The sequence below is a fragment of the uncultured Mycobacterium sp. genome (genome assembly GCF_964249325.1).
Taxonomy (GTDB): domain Bacteria; phylum Actinomycetota; class Actinomycetes; order Mycobacteriales; family Mycobacteriaceae; genus Mycobacterium.
Window position 1 is genome coordinate 1 of the sequence record NZ_CAXUCH010000073.1, and the last position, 19,393, is coordinate 19,393.

Here is a 19,393-nt window from a genome sequence, read left to right on the forward strand (position 1 = left end):
CGCAGCAGCGCTGGACGGGGGCCCGCCCCAACCGCCGCGGCGCCCGCGCCCGCTGCTGGGCGGAGGCCCCTCGCCGGGTGGTCGCCCGCCTATGCCGCCGCTGCCCCGGCTTCCGCAGCTGAGCCGACGGCTGCGGGAACTCAATTGGGACTGGCTGCACCACATCAACTTCAGGTGGGTGCGCCGGGGGCTTTACGTCGCCGCGCCTGTGCTGTTGGTGTTGCCGCTCATCACATTCGCCATGGCCTACTTGATGGTCGACGTTCCCAGGCCAGGCGACATCCGTACCAATCAAGTCTCGACGATCTTGGCCAGCGACGGCTCTGAACTCGCCAAAATCGTTCCGCCCGAAGGCAATCGGGTCGACGTGGACCTCAAGCAGGTGCCGGTGCACGTGCGTCGCGCGGTGCTGGCCGCGGAAGACCGCAACTTTTATTCCAACCCCGGGTTTTCGCTCACCGGTTTCGCACGGGCGGTGAAGAACAACATTTTCGGCGGCGACCTGCAAGGCGGCTCGACGATCACCCAGCAGTACGTCAAGAACGCGCTGGTCGGTTCGCAACGCACCGGAGTCGGTGGGCTGATCCGCAAGGCCAAAGAGCTCGTCGTCGCCACGAAGATGTCTGGGGAGTGGCCGAAAGACGATGTGCTGCAGGCCTATCTGAACATCATCTACTTCGGACGAGGCGCCTACGGCATCGCCGCCGCCTCTAAAGCGTACTTCGACAAGCCTGTCGAACAGCTCACCGTCGCCGAGGGCGCACTATTGGCCGCGCTGATCCAGCGACCGTCCACCCTCGATCCGGCGGTGAATCTCAAAGGGGCGACGGCCCGCTGGAACTGGGTGCTCGACGGGATGGTGGAAACCGGCGCGTTGTCCTCGGGTGATCGCGCCAAACAGGACTTTCCGGCGACGGTACCGCCCGAGGTTGCCAGTGCACAAAACCAGACGACCGGGCCCAACGGGCTAATCGAGCGGCAGGTGACCAAGGAGCTGCTCGACTTGTTCAACATCGACGAGCGGACGCTGAATACGCAGGGCCTGCAGATCACCACCACCATCGAGCCGCAGGCCCAGCAGGCGGCAGAGAAAGCGGTGTCGACGTACCTGGAGGGGCAAGATCCCGACATGCGCGCCGCGGTGGTGTCGATCGATCCGCACAACGGCGCTGTGCGCGCTTACTACGGGGGCGCGGATGCCAACGGTTTCGACTTCGCGCAGGCAGGGTTGCAGACGGGGTCGTCGTTCAAGGTTTTTGCGCTGGTTGCGGCCCTGCAACAGGGGATCGGCCTGGGTTACCAGGTGGACAGCTCGCCGCTGACCGTCGACGGCATCAAGATCAGCAACGTGGAGGGCGAAAGCTGTGGAACGTGCAGCATCGCCGAGGCGCTCAAACGTTCACTAAATACCTCCTACTACCGGCTGATGCTCAAGCTCAAGCACGGCCCGCAGGACGTCGCCGACGCCGCGCATCAGGCCGGCGTGGCTACCAGCTTCCCAGGCGTGCCGCACACCCTCTCGGAGGACGGTAAAGGCGGCCCGCCGAACAACGGAATCGTATTGGGCCAGTATCAGACTCGGGTGATCGACATGGCCTCGGCCTACGCCACCCTCGCGGCGTCCGGCGTGTACCACGCACCGCATTTCGTGCAAAAAGTGGTCAACTCCGAAGGCCAGGTGCTCTTCGACGCGGCCACCCAGGACACGAGCGGCGAACAGCGCATCGACAAGGCCGTCGCCGACAACGTGACCTCCGCAATGGAGCCGATCGCCGGGTATTCGCGCGGGCACAACCTGGCCGGCGGCCGGCCCTCGGCGGCCAAGACCGGTACCACGCAGTTGGGTGACACCGATGCCAACAAGGACGCCTGGATGGTCGGCTATACCCCACAGCTCTCGACAGCGGTGTGGGTGGGCACCGTCAGAGGGGACAAGCCGCTGGTCAGCAAGTGGGGTTCACCGGTGTGGGGCTCGAGCCTGCCGTCGGACATCTGGAAGGCGACCATGGACGGCGCGCTGAAGAACACCACTAACGAGTCTTTCCCCAAACCAGCCGCGATCGGTGGCTACGCCGGGGTGCCCGCCGCGCCGCCGCCACCGCGCGTGGAGGCGCCGCCGTCGCAGACCGTCATCCAGCCGACGATCGAAGTCGCACCCGGGATCACGATCCCGGTCGGTCCGCCCACCACCATCCCGGTCGCACCCGCGCCGAGTCCCGGCGCGCCAGGGCAGGGCCCCTACTCCCCGGGGCAGGGCGGCTACGCGCCGGGGCCGGGTCCGTATGCGCCGGCGCCTGGCCCGTTCGCCCCGGCCCCGGGAGGACCCCAAGCTCCCGCACCGCCGCCGTGACCAGCGCCGATAGCTGCCGCGCCACCATGTCGCCGCAGCCGTTGGCTGCTGACCTGCGAAGTGCCGACGATCGCGACTGCCCAAGTCGCACAGACGTTTTGGGCTCGGCGCTGTCGACGGTGATCGGCGGACCCGTGGGCCGGCATGCCCTGATCGGTCGCACGCCGTTCATGACGCCGCTACGAGTGATGTTTCTGATCGCGGTGGCGTTCTTGGCGCTGGGATGGTCCACGAAGGCGCCGTGCCTGCAGAGCACCGGCACCGGGCCCGGCGACCAACGGGTCGCCAACTGGTCCAACCAGCGCGCCTACTACCAGTTGTGTTACTCCGACACAGTGCCGCTCTACGGCGCAGAATTGTTGAGCCAGGGCAAGTTTCCCTACAAGTCCAGCTGGGTCGAGACAGACTCGACCGGCAAACCCCAGACCCGCTATGACGGCCGCCCAGCGGTGCGCTACATGGAGGATCCGGTGGTGACCGGGGTCTACCAATACGCGGCGATGGCGCTGGCCAAGACCTACACCGCACTGAGCAAACTGCATGTGCTGCCGGTAGTCGCCGAGGTGGTGGTGTTCTTCGATGTCGCCGCCTTCGGGCTGGCGCTGGCCTGGCTGGCGACCGTGTGGGCCAGCGCAGGACTGGCCGGCCGGCGGATCTGGGATGCGGCGCTGGTGGCGGCCTCGCCGCTGCTGATCTTTCAAATCTTCACCAATTTCGACGCCCTGCCAACAGCTTTCGCCATCGGCGGACTGCTGGCGTGGGCTCGGCGGCGACCAGTGCTGGCCGGTGTACTGATCGGCCTGGGTGTGGCGGCCAAGCTGTATCCGCTGTTGTTTCTGCTCCCGCCGCTGGTACTGGGACTTCGGGTCGGGCGGTTCGCCGAGGTGATCCGCACGGCGGTGGCGGTGGCGGCGACCTGGCTGGTGGTGAATCTGCCAGTGATGCTGCTGTTTCCGCGGGGCTGGTCGGAGTTCTTCCGGCTCAACACCCGCCGCGGTGACGACATGGATTCGATCTACAACGTCGTCAAGTCGTTTACCGGGTGGCGCGGTTTGGATGCCCAGCTCGGGTTCTGGCAGCCGCCGGTGGTCCTGAACGCAGTCGTCGCTGTTCTGTTCCTATTGTGCTGCGCAGCAATCGCTTACATCGCGCTGACGGCTCCGCAGCGGCCCCGGGTGGCGCAGCTGACGTTTCTGGTGGTGGCTGCGTTCTTGTTGACCAACAAAGTCTGGAGTCCACAGTTTTCGCTGTGGCTGGTGCCGCTGGCGGTGCTGGCCTTACCGCACCGGCGGATTCTTCTGGCGTGGATGACGATCGACGCGGTGGTGTGGGTGCCGCGGATGTACTACCTCTACAGCGTCCCCAACCGGGGCCTGCCTGAGCAGTGGTTCACCGCAGCGGTGCTGCTGCGCGACGTCGCGGTGCTGCTGCTGTGCGTGTTGGTGGTGCGTCAGATCTATCGACCAGGCGAGGATCTGGTGCGCTGGCGCGGCCGAGTGGACGATCCGGTGGGTGGCGTCTTCGACCAGGCCGCCGACGCGCCGCCGGGCTGGCTGCCGACGTGGCTGCGCCCGCCGAAGCCGCGCCAGCCCGCCGCTTCGCCGCAAGCTGTTGCGAGTCGCTAGCCTCGCCGGCTGTGCATCCAGGGCGAAAAAACCGCCGAATTGCCGCCCTCAACGCAACTTCGACGCCGTCAACGCACGTTCGACGCCCTCATTCCACACTCAGGCGGCCCACGATTACGCAGGCCGGGCAAGCATCCGGTAGCCTGATGCGGTTGCCGACGCAGGCGACCCTCCTGCCACGGACGGACCGTGGCCGCACATGACCATAGGAGGTGATGAGGTTCCCATGCGTCCCTACGAAATCATGGTCATCCTCGACCCCACGCTCGACGAGCGCACCATAGCTCCGTCGTTGGAGGCATTTCTCAACGTTGTCCGCAAGGACGGCGGCACAGTGGAGAAAGTCGATATCTGGGGTCGACGCCGGCTGGCTTACGAAATCGCCAAGCATTCCGAGGGCATCTATGCGGTGATCGATCTCAAAGCCGCCCCGGCGACGGTGTCCGAACTTGACCGTCAGCTCAAACTCAACGAGTCGGTCATGCGCACCAAAGTGGTCCGCACCGACAAGCACTAACGAGTGACTGCCGAGCGTCGGAGCCGTTGCGTAGGCTCTGCGATGAGTCACCTGCGCGCCGCGCGCAGGGCTGATAACCCGTCGTAGACCAGGCGGACCCAGGAGGAAACTGTGGCTGGTGACACCACCATCACCGTGGTCGGAAACTTGACCGCTGACCCCGAATTGCGGTTCACCCCGTCCGGTGCTGCGGTGGCAAACTTCACCGTGGCCTCGACACCGCGGATCTACGACCGACAAAGCGGGGAGTGGAAAGACGGCGAGGCGCTGTTCCTGCGGTGCAACATCTGGCGCGAGGCCGCCGAGAACGTGGCCGAGAGCCTGACCCGCGGGTCGCGAGTGATCGTGACGGGACGGCTCAAGCAGCGCTCATTCGAGACCCGCGAGGGCGAGAAACGCACCGTAGTCGAGGTCGAGGTCGACGAGATCGGCCCGTCTTTGCGCTACGCCACCGCCAAGGTCAACAAGGCCAGCCGCAGCGGCGGTGGAGGCGGCGGCTTCGGCAGTGGCGGCGGCGGCAGCGGCGGCGGCGGTTCTCGCCCACCAGCGCAGACCGGCGGCGCGACCGGTGACGACCCCTGGGGCAGCGCCCCGGCGTCGGGCTCATTCGGCGGCGGCGACGACGAACCACCCTTCTAACTTCAAGCAACACAGCACGGAAGAGATACGTACATGGCCAAATCCAGCAAGCGGCGCCCGGCACCAGAAAAGCCGGTCAAGACACGCAAGTGCGTGTTCTGCGCCAAAAAAGACCAGGTGATCGACTACAAGGACACGGCGCTGCTGCGCACCTATATCAGCGAGCGCGGCAAAATCCGGGCTCGCCGCGTCACCGGCAACTGCGTGCAGCACCAGCGAGACATCGCGCTCGCGGTGAAAAACGCCCGCGAGATGGCGCTGCTGCCCTTCACCTCCTCGGCGCGCTAGTCGCGCAACTCAGACGGAAAGTACGACACGATGAAGCTGATTTTGACTGCCGATGTCGAGCACCTGGGTACCGTCGGCGACACCGTCGAGGTCAAAGACGGATACGGCCGCAACTTCCTGCTCCCGCGTGGGCTGGCGATCATTGGCTCACGCGGCGCCCAGAAACAGGCCGACGACATCCGCCGGGCCCGGGAAACCAAAATGGTGCGCGACCTCGAGCACGCCAACGAAATCAAGACCGCGATCGAGGCGCTGGGGCCCATCCCGCTGCCGGTGCGGGCCGCAGCCGATACCGGCAAGCTGTTCGGTTCGGTGACGGCCGCCGACGTCGTCGCCGCGATCAAGAAGGCCGGCGGTCCCAACCTGGACAAGCGAATCGTCCGGATGCCCAGGGAGCACATCAAATCGCTCGGCACGCACACCGCGACCGCGCACCTGCATCCGGACGTCAACGTCGAGCTCACCCTCGACGTCGTCGCGCAGGGGTAACCCGCAGAATCGCCTCGCCCCGGTGACGGCCATGATCGGCTGCTGCCGGGGTATTGGTGGTTGCGCTGGCTAACTGTCCGGCGAGTAAATCCAGCTGTGAACGTAACCGTCTGTTAACGCCGCCCATAACTGCCTGCAATGCAACACGCCCGACATGGCAACCTGCTGCGACACGCCGAAGAGATTCTCATCCACACAAAGTGCCTGCTGTTGTGGTCCGCTTATCTGCAGTAATGCCGCTACGCCCCACATTCGTCCACAGGTTGTCCACACCCGCCTCAACACGGGTGCTGACGGATATGCACACGTCATGCACAGCTTCATGAACAGCGGCCCTTGGAGTCCTTGCCAGCAACGCTTAGCGTCAACGCGGCGCACCCGGAAGCGGAATCTTTCCACGGCGTCGTGTCGGTGTCTCGACCTACAGTTGAAGGCGTCAATCGAATAAGCGTTCGACAGTCGTGCCGGAGGAGGTGAGAGCCTATGGCGGTCGTCGACGATCTCGGTTACCCCGGCATGGAGGCGGCTTCACCCAGTGAGGACTTCGGCCGTCAGCCACCGCAAGATCTTGCCGCCGAGCAGTCGGTGCTGGGCGGAATGCTGCTTAGTAAAGACGCGATCGCCGACGTGCTGGAGCGGCTGCGTCCCGGGGACTTCTACCGGCCAGCGCACCAGAGTATCTACGACGCCATCCTGCATCTGTACGGGCGCGGGGAGCCGGCCGACGCGGTGACGGTGGCCGCCGAACTTGACCGCCGCGGCCTGCTGCGCCGGATCGGTGGCGCGCCGTATCTGCACACGCTGATCTCGACGGTGCCGACGGCCGCCAACGCCGGCTACTACGCCGGGATCGTCGCCGAGAAGGCCCTGCTGCGCCGCTTGGTGGAGGCCGGCACCCGGGTAGTCCAGTACGGCTATGCCGGCGCGGAAGGCTCCGATGTGGCCGAGGTGGTCGACCGGGCGCAGGCTGAGATCTACGAAGTCACCGATCGGCGGCTCTCCGAGGATTTCGTCCCGCTCGAGGATCTGCTGCAGCCGACGATGGACGAGATCGACGCGATCGCCTCCAACGGCGGTTTGGCGCGCGGGGTTCCGACCGGCTTCGCCGAACTCGACGAGGTGACCAACGGCCTGCATCCCGGGCAGATGATCATCGTCGCGGCCCGCCCCGGAGTGGGCAAGGCATTGGCGCTGGACACGCCGCTGCCGACTCCGGCCGGTTGGACGACGATGGGCAACGTCGCTGTCGGTGACGAGCTGCTGGGCGCCGACGGGCAGCCGACCCGGGTGATCGCGGCGACGGATGTCATGCTGGGCCGGCCGTGCTACGAGGTCGAATTCTCCGATGGCACAGTCATTGTCGCCGACGCTGATCACCAGTGGCCGACGGGGTACGGGGTTCGCACCACGGCTGAATTACGGTGTGGTTTGGACAGTATCGCCGCGGCTGGGTCGATCGCGCGCTACGCCGAGCGGCGCGCCACCGCCACCCTGATGTCACCGGTGCTGCAACTCGACGCGGTGCACCGAGTGCGCAGCGTTCCGGTGCGCTGCGTGCAGGTGGACAATTCCGCGCACCTGTATCTGGCCGGACGTGGCATGGTGCCGACACACAATTCGACGCTGGGATTGGATTTCCTGCGGTCCTGCTCGATCAAGCATCGGATGGCCAGCGTGATCTTTTCGCTGGAGATGAGCAAGTCCGAGATCGTGATGCGGCTGCTGTCGGCCGAGGCGAAAATCAAGCTGTCCGACATGCGTTCGGGCCGGATGAGCGAAATCAGTGAGGCGCCACTGTATATCGACGACTCGCCCAACCTGACCATGATGGAGATCCGCGCCAAGGCCCGGCGGTTGCGGCAAAAGGCCGACCTGAAGCTGATCGTCGTCGACTACCTGCAGCTGATGACCTCAGGTAAGAGGTTCGAGTCGCGCCAGGTAGAGGTGTCCGAATTCTCCCGCAACTTAAAGCTTTTGGCGAAAGAACTCGACGTGCCGGTTGTCGCGATCAGCCAGCTGAACCGGGGTCCGGAGCAGCGCACCGACAAGAAGCCGATGTTGGCAGACCTGCGCGAGTCAGGATGCCTTACCGCCAACACGCGGATCCTTCGCGCCGATACCGGCGCCGAGGTGACGTTGGGTGAGCTGTTGCGCACGGGTGAGCGGCCGCTGGTGTGGTCGCTCGATGAGCAATTGCGCATGGTTGCGCGTCCGATGACCAATGTCTTCCCCAGTGGCCGCAAGGAGGTCTTCAAGCTGCGGCTGGCCTCGGGACGGGAAGTGGAGGCCACCGGCAACCATCCGTTCATGACGATCAACGGCTGGACTCCGCTGGAACAGCTCAAAGTAGGCGACCGGCTTGCCGTGCCGCGCAGGGTTCCGGAGCCGGTTGCCACGCAGCGGATGGCGGATTCTGAAGTCATCTTGCTGGCGCACATGATCGGTGACGGCTCATGCGTCAAGAACCAGCCGATTCGCTATGCATCGATCGATGAAGCGAACCTGTCTGCGGTGGAAATCGCTGCCGCGTACTTCGGAGTGAGTGCGGTGCGCGACGAGTACCCGGCGGCGCGGGTGACGACGCTGCGGCTACCGGCGCCATACCACTTGACGCACCGGACGCGCAATCCAATTGCCGAATGGCTCGATGAGCTGGGCCTATTTGGACTGCGCAGCCATGAAAAGTTCGTGCCTCAGCAGGTTTTCGCGTTGCCGACCGACCAGGTTGCGCTGTTCCTGCGGCACCTCTGGGCGACTGACGGTTCGGTGCGCTGGGAGCCCGTGGCGGAGCAAGCAAAGATTTACTACGCATCGACCAGCCGTCAGCTCGTTGATGACGTTGCACAATTACTCCTCCGCGTCGGTGTTCAGAGCCGGATCGCACGGGTCTCGAAGTTCGGCTACCGGGTTTGCTGGCACTTGACTATCGATCGTGCGGAGAACCAGATCAGGTTTCTTCACAACGTCGGTGTGCACGGCGCGCGCAGCAAGGCTGTGCACGAGGTTCTCGCTGAACTCCAAATGCGCACCGGCCGTCCGGGCGCTGACACGGTGCCCAGAGAGGTCTGGGAAAAGATCGGCAAGGCTCTTGCGGCCAAAAAGGTTACATATGGTGATCTGAGGGTCGCGATGAGCTCCTCTTTTGCCATATCAACGCGGAGGTTCGCACCCGGCCGGTCGCGGTTGCACCATATGGCCGCGATGCTAGAAGACACTGATCTTCACGCGTTGGCCACTAGCGATGTGTTCTGGGACAAGGTTTTAGCGATCACCAGCATCGGGCAAATGGACGTATACGACGGAACTGTACGCGTCACACATAATTTCGTGGCAAATGGAATAAGCGCCCATAATTCATTGGAACAAGATAGCGACATGGTCATCTTGCTGCACCGGCCCGACGCCTTCGAGCGTGACGACCCGCGCGGCGGAGAGGCGGACTTGATCCTCGCCAAGCACCGCAACGGCCCGACTAAGACGGTGACCGTCGCGCACCAGCTGCATCTATCACGATTCGCCAACATGGCACGGTGAAAGCCTGCCTGTAGGTTCTCATCCAACGTGGCGGAATTCTCAACTTCGTAACATCAAAATGGCGGACCCGCCACAATGATGAGAATCTAGTTAGCCCGGCTAGGCGTTAGATTCGCTTTTGCGGTACCCACTTGCTCTCCGTCTTGCCCTGTTGGGCACGCCAAGTTTGTTGTGCATTAAGGACATTGATGGCTCAGTCATCGCAAAGGTGGGTCAGCTGCTCGCGTTGACCGTCGCAGGGGGCGGGGTCCGAGGCCTAGGCAATTTAGCCGCCGCCGGCTCAGTGCACTGTGGTCGTCTCGGTCTTGTGTCCCATGTGGCCCAGGCCTTCGGTGTCACCGGCCGAGGTGCACGCAGAGTGTCGGTGTTCGCTGGCAGACTTTACTCAGGAGGTAACGCGCGGTGTTCGACGAGATGGCTGAAGCTGAGGCGCTCGGTCGCGCCAACCAGGACGCCATTGACCTGACCCGGGCCCACTGCCGGCATGCTCGCATCGAGATGCCGTATGGCAACAGCCCGTTTGGATCGGCCATGGGCTGGCCGCTGGCCAGGATGGAAGTCGATCAGCCGCACCCCGCCCATCGGGCTTGACCGCGCCACAAGCCCACACCGCACCCACCGGCACCGACTACGGCGTGGTTGCGCGCCAGCACGGCATCGCGCGCCTGCTGGGTCAGCTCGCCCGCCAGTGCGGAGCAGCGATCCTAGAGCCGATCCTGGCGATGTTTGCGTCGCGATGAATCGCGGCGTCCGTCGGAGTCAGTACAGACAACCGGTCAAGCACCAGGGAGATTGCGATGGGCAGGCTGATTGTGTCGGCAAACATGACGGTGGACTGCGTCATGGACCCGATGGAAGGGTGGTTCAACCCGACACTAGGAGGAGGGGACGGCATCGCGCAATTGCGCGCCGCAGACGCGCTGATCCTTGGGCGTAAGACCTAAGCTTCTAGGGCCTGACTTGGCGAAGGATGTGTCGGCGCTGAAGGACAGGCTCTCCGGCGATGTGATCGTCTACGGATGCGGAGGGTTGGCCAATGATCTGGCGCGAGGTGGCGTGGTCGACGAGGTGAGGTTCTGGCTTCATCCCTACGTCTGGGGCGATGGGGTTAGGCCCTTCCACGCCGGCAAGCTTCCGATTCGGCTGCGCTTGCTCTCAGCTGCGACGTACGCCTCGGGGATTGTGAGGCTGGCGTACCAGCCGACCGCCCTCTAGATCGCTGCTGACGTGGGCGTCGAATAAAAGATCCGACGGCCGGTGAGAGGTGGGTTACGACGTCAGGATGCCCAGGGTCCGACGCCGCCGACCCTCTCGATCGTGATGCGAGTCAGCTATCCCAGTGGTGCGTCGGACGGCGGGAAATTAGTGCCCGGACCGAAGATGGCCGTGGTGAGCTCGGTCAGCAGTTCGGGCGCGCCGTCCTCCTCGACGCGTGCGTGCCCTTAATCGAGAGATAGGGTGTCTGCGGGCCGCTTCGGTCGGTGGATACGACGGTCGCGGCCACCCGTGAATCACGCCGGATGTTGCGGATCTTTAGGTGCTCGTGTAGATGAGCGATGACGAGCTCGTCGTCGCCGTCGGCCGTGCTTTGCACCACCATCCAAACCACGCTTACTTGAGGGCTGCCGTCGCGATTGACCGTTACCAGTGTCGCCGGCGTGGAACCGATGAGCTGGCGTGCGGTGTCGTCGAGCCTCATATTCCCGCCTTCCACTCTTTGGCCGGTCCTGGTGGGGCGTCGTCGTATTCGTCGTGTCGCCTCCACCACTCATAGGGCGGCCCCTGCGGGTAGCCCGGCGGTGAATCTTCCCAGCTCTCCTGCCGGCCGAGCGCGGTCATGTCCAAAAACCCCCACGTATTGCCCAGGGCCTCGCCACCGCGACCAGTGATGAAATATGTGCGGAACACTCGCGCACCGTCGCGGATGAAGGCGTTCGTGCCGAACCACTGGTCGACTCCAAAGTCGGCGTCAAAGCTATCGGTGATGGTGTACCACGGCATTTTCCAACCCATCCGCTCCTTGAGCCGCGCGATATCGGGTTGGAACGCACGCGAGGCGAATGCGAGCGTGGTGTCGCGGGCATTAAGATGCGCGAGATTGCCGACATGGTCGGCGAACATGGAGCACCCAACGCACGCACGGCCGCGCTCGACACCGGCCGTGCCTTCTGCTTGGCCGTGCACACCCGGATCGAAAAATGCCCGGTAGATGATGAGCTGACGCCGACCGTCGAACAGGTCCAGCAGGCTCATCGTCCCTTTCGGCCCCTCGAAGGTGTACTTCTTGTCCACGGCGGCCCACGGCATCCGCCGACGCTCCGCGGCAAGCGCGTCATGCGCGCGGGTCATCTCCTTTTCTTTGACGAGCAATCGCTGCCACTCCTCTTGCCACTGCTGCGGCGTCACAATCCGTGGCGTTGTCATCGCAATATTCTCCTCTTCTTGTGAAATCACTCTCGATCTGTCACCTAGTCGACGATGACTCCGCCGGTCAGATTGGCAACAGTGCCGGTCATCGCGGCGGCCCGATCGGAGGCGACAAAGGCCGCCACTTGCGCAAGCTCGACCAACGTGGTTGCCCGTTTGCGGTGGCTATTTCCGGCCATGGTGGCCGCAAATTCCTTCGCGGTGATGCCATACGCCTTGGCGTGCAGCCCGTAGACGACATCGATCTGCGGTGTCTCCTCGATGCCGGTCGTACTCAGGCAGACCGCGCGCACGCCGTAGGGCGCCCACTCCGCCGAAAACGCCCGATTGAGTGACTCCATTGCCGCCCAGGCTGGGCTCATACCGCCCAGCAGCGGTACCCCCAAACGGGCAGGCTCCGGGGTGTGCATCAGGACCACTCCCGACTGTTGAGCAATCATGTGGCGTGCAGCTGCTCGAGCGGTCACGAAATGTGCTAGCGCATAGGTGGTTATCGGCTGTGAGAAACTCTCCACCGCGAGCTCGGTCAAGGGAATTCCCTGCATATCGTGCTGCGGAATTCCGATGGCGTTGAACGAGATATCGACCGTCGAGGCCTTATCGACAACGCCGTCCAGGTGGCTGATCACCGCCTGCTCGTCGAGCGCGTCGACCCGAGCGGTTTCCGCCGCACCGCCGGCGGCCCTGATTTCTTCGGCGAGGCTGTTGAGCGCGTCGAGATTTCGCCCGGTCAAAAACACCCGTGCGCCTTCGCGGGCAAACACCTTCGCGACCGCGGCGCCGACAGCTCCTGCGGCCCCGTAGATGACGGCGTTCTTGTTTTCAAGCAACATGATATTTGTCTCCATTCGCCGCCGCGCGGCATAGTTTTTTCTGAGATGCGTTATTAGCGTTGATTGCTTCTAAACGGCTCTTAGATCAATGGCAACTAACATTCATCCCTGGGAATAGTTGCGATGTGCGGTCAGTGGATGGTGATCTCGCCCATGTCGATAGCGACAAGCAGGGGCTCGGGGATCAGCTCGTAATCACCCTGCCACGCGTAGCCTCGTCGCGTGGTGGGGATGACGATGCCGTCGACGTCGCGGTAGTCGGTGGCGTAGAGCATGCCCGTTGCCCCGCCGATGACGTCGATGGTGAAGTCATGGCGGCGCAGCAACCCATCGGGGCCGAAGCACGAGATCTGTTCGCGGTTGTGGCTCTTGACGTTTTCGGGGAACGTCACTTTCAACCGCCGCCACGTTTCACCGTCGACCTCGACCGGGGCGATCTCTTCGGTGATGAATCCAGGCCAGGTGTATAGGAACGGCGTATTCAGATATGTCCAAAGTGCCTCCCCGGTGAAATGAGCGACATGAATGTCATCCCAAGGGGTTTCGAGCCGATGGCCATCGAACGATCGTTCTGGCTCGTCGCGCGCGTCGATGACCGTGCCGTCACGGCGCTGGATGACCACGCGAGAGGGCTCGAAGACCGACCGTTTGTCTTGACCGACGTAGTCCATCGTGAGCAGCTCCCGTTTTGTGTCGGCCTCCAAGCGAACGTCCTTGACTGCGTCCACTTTGCCCTTGACGTGCCAGAGGGCCCCGGTGATGGAGGCATCGACGGTGATCGAATTGACTTGATTCCATCGGTTCAAGCCACCGTGCGCGGTGACGGCGGTATCGAGTAGATCGTTCATTTCTGCTCCTGTGACTAGTTGCCGTTCCGGCTCGCTGAGCGAGCCCTCATCGATATGGAGGAGCCGAGTGGCGGAAACTCATCGCGGCAGCGCGATCATGCCCATCAGAGGCCTCAGCTGCAGGCTGGCTTTACCGCCCGTGGACTGGCTGGTCGGCTCCAGCTGGCCCGGGCGCCACTATCAGCGCAATGGTTTGGGCGATGAGTTTGGTCATCATCGAGCCTCTGTAGTTACGGGAGGTGTGCGGTGAGGAGAGCCGCGGTGGTGCAGTACTTCACGACCAGCCAGGGTGCGCAACGCAACCGCGAGTTGATAGAGGAGGTGTTACGCGAACTGGCTGCCCGCGATCCTGGGGGAGTCACGTACCAGGTGTTGATGTTCGATGACGGGGTTGGGTTCATGCATATCGTCGCGTTCGACGGCACCACCGATCCTTTCGCGGAATGCGTCGCCTACCGCGAATTCCACCGTGCACTCGCCGCGCGCCTGGCCACACCCCCGGTCTGACATATGCGACTTTGGTCGGCTCCTATCACGGCCGCTAGGCTGGCGAGGTGATGCGCTGATCTCACCGCATAGCGATGAGTTTGGACCGGTGGGCTCCTCGGTTGTGCTCAGGAAGGGACTTTCTCACTGACGAAGTGAACCCGCCGCTGCGGTGTCTGGGGTGAATCGGGTTGCCGCCCGCGCAGCGCCGCGCACTTCCCGCGGCGGCCATCGACGAAGACTATGTGTTCGAGGGACCCGACGGCAGGATGGCCTGATCCACAGTTCAGGTGGTTCACAACTATTCGGCTTGCGGTGTCGGTGCTGATGGCATGCTGAGCACGTGCCCGTTCTCGGACCTGGCCGCGCTGGGGCCGGCACCGTTATAACGCCTGGCCATGGCACGACACGTATGGAGCACCGGATCGTCATGAGCACCACCACCGATAACGGAGAGGATTTCGCGCGGCTGGCCGAGCCGTTTCGGCGTGAGCTGATCGCGTATGGCTACCACATGCTCGGCTCGGTCGACGACGCCGAAGAAGTCGTCCAGGACATCTATTTAGACGCGTGGCGGGCCTACGACGGTTTCGAAGGGCGCTCGTCGCTGCGCACGTGGCTTTATCGCATCGCCACCCGGGCTTTTGTGAAAGCCCTCGAGCGCCGCAAGCACCGCCCGCTGCCCTCGGATCTGCATGCGCCGGCCGCCGACCCCACTGCGCGGGTTGTAGCCGGTGATCCCGAGCTGATCTGGTTACAGCCCGCCCCCGATTCGCTGCTGGCCGCCACGACGAGCGACCCGGGCACCGTGGTGGCTGCACGTGAAACCATGCGATTAGCCTTCGTGGCCGCGCTGCAGCTTCTGCCGCCGCGGCAGCGCGCCGTGCTGATTCTGCGCGAGGTATTGGGTTGGTCCGCAGCCGAAGTCGCGGCGCTGCTCGATCTGAGCGTGGCCGCGGTCAACAGCGCCTTACAGCGGGCACGCTCGCATCTACCCGCAGACACCGATTCGCTGGTGCCGCCGTCTGAGCAGTGGCAGCGTGAACTGCTCGACCGGTATGTGGCCGCGTTTCAAAACGCCGACGTTGACGAACTGGTCGCGGTGTTGACCGACGACGCGTTCTATGAAATGCCACCTTTCATCACATGGTTTCAGGGCAGCGCGGCGATCGGTGCCTTTCTCGGCGCCCGCATGCGTGGCTTTGGGAAGACCCCAGTCATACGCACGTCGGCCAACGGGCAACCCGCAGTTGCGCTGTACCCGGCGACCGCTGATGGACAGCATCGCCTGCACGCTCTGCATGTACTCACCCTCGTGCCGCAGGGTGTTGGCCGCATCGTGGCGTTCATGGACATCGATGCGCTGCGGCGCTTCGACTTGCCTCGCGTGCTGTCGATCGAAGCAACGTGATCGCAGGAGATGCTGCCGAGCCCCATCACAGACCGAGGCCCGTGGTTGTGCTGACGATGGTGTACCCATTGCTGCAAGCGGGAAAAGCATTCGCCCGTGTCACCTGCCGGCTGTCGGGCGCTCATCGCATCGATGATGTGCCCTACGCGACGCTGAAAAGGCCTTGGGCACAACGGGTTTCTACGTCTCGATTCGGCCCGCGGGCAGATGAGAGTCTTCGGTCACGGCGGCGCTTAGTCGCCGGGTCGCAGAAGAGAGCTGCGCCCCCAGACGGGTGACCGCCGTGCCGCTCATCGGCTCGGCGCTGGGGACCAGGCTAAGCATCAGGGCGATGCGCGACTCTTGCTCCAGGATCGGGGAGTCTATGTGGCTCACTTCGTAGGTGCGATCAGGGTCCAAACTGATCGGGAACCACTCTTCCTGGTGGAGTAGTTCGTCGGTCAATTCCTGCGCCAGCTGGCTGAGCCGGGTGGACCGCACCTCGGCGCTCCGCACAATCTGCGCCAGTTCCTGCAAACGCAGATCGGGCAGGAGGTGAAGACTCACCGCGTAGCCCCGTTGCCTGGCCGATGCCAAGGCCTCGCGGTAACGATCGCGCACATCCTCAGGCAGCGCGGCCAGCCAGCGCTCCCGAGCATCTGGCCCGGCCCAGGCAACGATCGACGCCCCATACGGCGGCCGGTGGGGGAACTGGGTGCCGATGGGCATCGGGTGACCGCCGCCGTGAGGGCTTCGGACTTGATCGACGACGGTGGAGTGGTCATCGCTGACCGAGAAGGCGATGCAGTGCGCTCCTGTCGCGGCCGACAACTCGGCCATCGCCGAGCGGGCCAACACCAGGGCCGGATAGCGGCTCGCGGCCTCTCGGCCGAGCCGGACCAGAGCAGGACCGAGGTGGTAGGTCTTGCGAACCGGGTCGCGCAGCAGCCAGCCGGCCCGCAGCAGTTCGGACAGCATCGAGTGGCAGCTGGCCTTATGGACGCTCAAGTGGCGCGACACCTCCGCCAATGTCATCCCTTGGCCTCCATCACCTGCCAGATGCTCGAACAGGTTCACAACCCGCTCGGTCTGCGGCGAAGGACGCGGAGCCATGAAACCTAATGGTCGCATAATGCGAACAGTTGCGGTGACATGAGCGACCATGTGACCATTGCCACAATGACAGACCTTCGCGCCAAGGTGGCGGTCGTAACCGGCGGAGCCGGGGGCATCGGCCAAGCCATCGGCCGACGTTTCGGCCAGGAAGGCATGAAGGTTGTCCTGGCCGATGTCCTCGCCGAGCCGCTGGACGAAGCAACCCGGGCACTCGCGGACGAGGGCATCGAGGCGGTCGGTGTGATTACCGACGTGACCGACTATTCCTCGGTCGAGTCGCTCGCCAACGAGACGCTCGACCGCTTCGGCGCGGTGCACGTGGTCTGCAACAACGCCGGCACCGGCGCAGTCTCCGAGGGCTACATGTGGGAACACGACCTGGCCGATTGGCACTGGGGGATCGACGTCAACGTGCTCGGCGTCATCCACGGCATCAAAGCTTTCGTGCCCATCCTGCTCGAGCAGGGCGAGGGACACGTGGTCAACACTTGCTCGGGCAACGGCGGGTTCGCGCCAATTGCCCGCGGGGCCATGGGCGGACCGGCCAATGCGGTCTACCCGATGACCAAGGCCGCGGTGCTCTGCCTGACCGAAAGCCTCTACACCCACCTGGAAATGACAGGGACCCAGGTGCGGGCGCACGTCCTTTTCCCCGGCGGCTTTTTGAACACCGGCATCTGGGAGTCGTGGCGGCACCGGCCGCAGCGCTACGCCGCGACCCAGCAACGTCGCACACCCGAGCACACTCTGGCAGACGTTGTGGCCCGCTTCGAGGCCGCCGGAGCACGTGTCGAGTTCACTCCGCTCGAGACGGTCGCCGAGCAGGTGGTGGAGGGAATCCGGGCCGACTGCTTCTGGATGATGGGTCCACCTACGCCCGCCGAGGACGTCGTGAGCCGCAAGGCGGCATCGATCCTCGCTCGCAGCAACCCCGACTACCTGGTCGACGTTCTCGGCCAAAGTGCCCAGAAGGAGCCGGCTACCGAAGGAGGAAAGCGTTGAGCACCAACGTAATTCGCTACGGCCCTCGCCCACCGGAGGCACAAGTCGATCACGAGATCGACGCCACCAAGGCGCCCATCGCCACCGAAGCGGTAACTGTCACGTATCTGACCGATCCGGAGATCGTCGCGGCCGTGCTGCCCAAGCCATTAGAGCCGGCGACCGAGCCATTGGTGCGGGTTCAGCTTCAGCGGGTCCGGATAGAGGGTAGGCCGCCGTTCGGGTCGGCAGTGTTTTCGGTGACCGCCCGGCACGGCGAGCGCCACGGCGACTATCCCCTGTTCATGCCCCAGTCCACCGAACAGTCGGTCACGGGTGGGCGCGAAACATTCGGCGAGCCAAAGAAATTGGCTCACATTGAGGTGGAGCGCGACGGCGATCGCGTCACCGCCAGCGTCGACCGGCTGGGCTACCAGCTCATCCGAGTGAACGGTCAGGTCACCGGCCCTGCGGAGTTGCCGCCCGACCAGGTGAACACCGAGTTCTACTTCAAGTTCCTGCGGGCCCCCGATGGCAGCGGCATCACCGACCCCCACCTGGTCTACGGCGAGTATCACCGCCACTACGAGCTGCTCGAAAACATCGACGGCACACTCGGGTTGGGGGACTCGCCGCTGGATCCGGTGGCCGACATCGTGATCCGCCAGATCAGGTCGATTACCTGGTGCCGGCGGCGCACCATCCAGCTGGGGCGCATCGCGGCGCGGGTGCCGCAGGAGTGGCTGCTGCCGTATGTGCATCAGCGCTACGACGACGTGGCACTGCTCGCCGCCTCCGGGCCCGAGCCGGCGCGGGTATAGCGCATGGACCGGTACACCGTCATTTCGGCGGACTGCCACGCCGGCGCGGATCTGCTCGACTACCGCGAGTACCTCGACCCGCAGTACAGGGACGAATTCGACAGCTGGGCAAAGACATACGTCAACCCGTTCAGCGACCTCACCGAGCCCGACGCCGAGCGCAACTGGAACAGCGACCGGCGTAACTCTGATCTGGATCGGGAAGGCATCGCGGGGGAGGTCATTTTTCCCAATACCGTGCCGCCGTTCTTTCCTCAGACAAGCCTGGCGGCACCTCCACCGGAGACCGCCCGGGAGCTCGAGCTGCGTTGGGCCGGCCTGCGTGCGCACAATCGCTGGCTGGCCGACTTCTGCTCCGCCTCACCCGAGCGGCGCGCCGGGGTGGGCCAGATCCTACTCGGCGACCTTGACGAGGCCCTCGCCGAGGTGGCACAGATCGCCAAGTTGGGGCTGCGTGGCGGTGTGCTGCTGCCCGGCGTTGTCCCCGGTACCGGCCTCCCCCCGCTCTACGCCGAGCACTGGGAGCCGCTCTGGGCGGCGTGCGAGCAGGCGGGCTTGGTGGTCAACCATCACGGCGGGAGTGCCGGGCCGAGCCCGACCGACGGCTGGGGCAGCTCGTTTGCGGTGTGGGTGTACGAGACGCACTGGTGGGCGCACCGGGCGTTGTGGCACCTGATCTTCAGTGGCGCACTGGATCGCCATCCGGACCTCATCGTGGTCTTCACCGAGCAGGGGGCCGGGTGGATACCGGCGACTCTCGACTCGCTCGACGTGGCGGCGGCGCGTTACGGGCGAGCGAGCTCGGCGATCGCTCGCTTCGCCGGGCCCACCGCCGGCTCGCTTCCCCTTAAGCCCAGCGAGTACTGGGCCCGCCAGTGTTTCGTCGGGGCCAGTTTCATGCGACCGGTCGAATGTGCCGAGCGCCACCGAATCGGCGTCGACCGGATTATGTGGGGAAGCGACTACCCGCACTACGAGGGGACTGCTCCCTACACGCGGGAGGCGTTGCGGCACACCTTCAGCGGTGTCCCGACAGCCGAGGTGGGGGC

The 19,393-nt window shown here is 64.5% G+C and carries 19 protein-coding genes and 1 pseudogene; 15 read left to right on the top strand and 5 right to left on the bottom strand.

All coding sequences use genetic code 11. From position 1 onward, the window contains the following. From ACFE99_RS11485 to ACFE99_RS11530, 10 genes are all read left to right on the top strand, one after another. On the top strand, positions 1 to 2,350 hold a 2,350-nt coding region (locus ACFE99_RS11485), incomplete at its 5' end, for a transglycosylase domain-containing protein (protein ID WP_375485314.1). Positions 2,351 to 2,376: 26 nt separating this feature from the next. Then, the gene (locus ACFE99_RS11490) at positions 2,377 to 3,975 is read left to right on the top strand and encodes a glycosyltransferase family 87 protein (RefSeq protein WP_375485348.1); all 1,599 of its coding nucleotides are present in this window, start codon (positions 2,377 to 2,379) and stop codon (positions 3,973 to 3,975) included. Between the two features lie 226 nt (positions 3,976 to 4,201). Next, entirely contained in the window at positions 4,202 to 4,492 is a 291-nt protein-coding gene (rpsF, locus tag ACFE99_RS11495) for a 30S ribosomal protein S6 (RefSeq protein ID WP_324967646.1), read from the top strand. A 111-nt stretch (positions 4,493 to 4,603) separates the two neighbouring features. Beyond that, the gene (locus ACFE99_RS11500; RefSeq protein WP_375485316.1) at positions 4,604 to 5,131 is read left to right on the top strand and encodes a single-stranded DNA-binding protein; all 528 of its coding nucleotides are present in this window, start codon (positions 4,604 to 4,606) and stop codon (positions 5,129 to 5,131) included. 33 nt (positions 5,132 to 5,164) lie between these two features. Next, complete coding sequence (gene rpsR / locus ACFE99_RS11505) at positions 5,165 to 5,419, top strand: 30S ribosomal protein S18 (protein ID WP_375485318.1); 255 nt, start codon at positions 5,165 to 5,167, stop codon at positions 5,417 to 5,419. A gap of 30 nt (positions 5,420 to 5,449) precedes the next feature. Beyond that, positions 5,450 to 5,908, top strand: coding sequence for a 50S ribosomal protein L9 (gene rplI / locus ACFE99_RS11510; protein WP_375485320.1), 459 nt, complete (start codon positions 5,450 to 5,452; stop codon positions 5,906 to 5,908). A 483-nt stretch (positions 5,909 to 6,391) separates the two neighbouring features. Then, on the top strand, positions 6,392 to 9,442 hold the full coding sequence (locus ACFE99_RS11515) for a replicative DNA helicase (protein ID WP_375485322.1): 3,051 nt from the start codon (positions 6,392 to 6,394) through the stop codon (positions 9,440 to 9,442). Between the two features lie 414 nt (positions 9,443 to 9,856). Then, complete coding sequence (locus ACFE99_RS11520; RefSeq protein ID WP_375485324.1) at positions 9,857 to 10,033, top strand: hypothetical protein; 177 nt, start codon at positions 9,857 to 9,859, stop codon at positions 10,031 to 10,033. Between the two features lie 206 nt (positions 10,034 to 10,239). Then, on the top strand, positions 10,240 to 10,386 hold the full coding sequence (locus ACFE99_RS11525) for a hypothetical protein (RefSeq protein WP_375485326.1): 147 nt from the start codon (positions 10,240 to 10,242) through the stop codon (positions 10,384 to 10,386). A 16-nt stretch (positions 10,387 to 10,402) separates the two neighbouring features. After that, complete coding sequence (locus ACFE99_RS11530; protein WP_375485328.1) at positions 10,403 to 10,657, top strand: dihydrofolate reductase family protein; 255 nt, start codon at positions 10,403 to 10,405, stop codon at positions 10,655 to 10,657. 116 nt (positions 10,658 to 10,773) lie between these two features. Here ACFE99_RS11530 and ACFE99_RS11535 read toward each other — a convergent pair. From ACFE99_RS11535 to ACFE99_RS11550, 4 genes and pseudogenes are all read right to left on the bottom strand, one after another. Continuing rightward, positions 10,774 to 11,141: pseudogene (locus tag ACFE99_RS11535) on the bottom strand (pyridoxamine 5'-phosphate oxidase family protein). Continuing rightward, positions 11,138 to 11,866 carry a DUF899 domain-containing protein gene (locus tag ACFE99_RS11540; protein WP_375485330.1) on the bottom strand — a complete coding sequence of 243 codons (729 nt, stop codon included), beginning with the start codon at positions 11,864 to 11,866 and terminating at the stop codon, positions 11,138 to 11,140. Before ACFE99_RS11540 ends, ACFE99_RS11535 begins: the two are co-directional and overlap by 4 nt. A 44-nt stretch (positions 11,867 to 11,910) precedes the next feature. Next, positions 11,911 to 12,702, bottom strand: a complete 792-nt coding sequence (locus tag ACFE99_RS11545; protein ID WP_375485332.1) for an SDR family NAD(P)-dependent oxidoreductase — start codon at positions 12,700 to 12,702, stop codon at positions 11,911 to 11,913. 131 nt (positions 12,703 to 12,833) lie between these two features. Beyond that, entirely contained in the window at positions 12,834 to 13,550 is a 717-nt protein-coding gene (locus ACFE99_RS11550) for a hypothetical protein (protein ID WP_375485334.1), read from the bottom strand. 246 nt (positions 13,551 to 13,796) lie between these two features. On the opposite strand from ACFE99_RS11550, the gene ACFE99_RS11555 reads away from it, so the two are divergent. Both ACFE99_RS11555 and ACFE99_RS11560 read left to right on the top strand, forming a co-directional pair. Continuing rightward, entirely contained in the window at positions 13,797 to 14,057 is a 261-nt protein-coding gene (locus ACFE99_RS11555; protein ID WP_375485336.1) for a hypothetical protein, read from the top strand. 409 nt (positions 14,058 to 14,466) lie between these two features. Then, on the top strand, positions 14,467 to 15,447 hold the full coding sequence (locus ACFE99_RS11560; protein ID WP_375485338.1) for a sigma-70 family RNA polymerase sigma factor: 981 nt from the start codon (positions 14,467 to 14,469) through the stop codon (positions 15,445 to 15,447). Positions 15,448 to 15,627: 180 nt separating this feature from the next. Here ACFE99_RS11560 and ACFE99_RS11565 read toward each other — a convergent pair whose 3' ends face one another. Continuing rightward, entirely contained in the window at positions 15,628 to 16,539 is a 912-nt protein-coding gene (locus tag ACFE99_RS11565) for an IclR family transcriptional regulator (RefSeq protein ID WP_375485340.1), read from the bottom strand. 66 nt (positions 16,540 to 16,605) lie between these two features. Between ACFE99_RS11565 and ACFE99_RS11570 the strand changes: the two genes are divergently transcribed. The 3 genes from ACFE99_RS11570 to ACFE99_RS11580 all read left to right on the top strand — a co-directional run. Further along, complete coding sequence (locus ACFE99_RS11570) at positions 16,606 to 17,544, top strand: SDR family NAD(P)-dependent oxidoreductase (RefSeq protein WP_375485342.1); 939 nt, start codon at positions 16,606 to 16,608, stop codon at positions 17,542 to 17,544. Continuing rightward, a complete protein-coding gene (locus tag ACFE99_RS11575; protein WP_375485344.1) occupies positions 17,541 to 18,344 on the top strand; it encodes an acetoacetate decarboxylase family protein in 804 nt (267 codons plus the stop codon). Before ACFE99_RS11570 ends, ACFE99_RS11575 begins: the two co-directional genes overlap by 4 nt. A gap of 3 nt (positions 18,345 to 18,347) precedes the next feature. Next, a partial coding sequence (locus tag ACFE99_RS11580; protein ID WP_375485346.1) for an amidohydrolase family protein occupies positions 18,348 to 19,393 on the top strand: 1,046 nt, incomplete at its 3' end.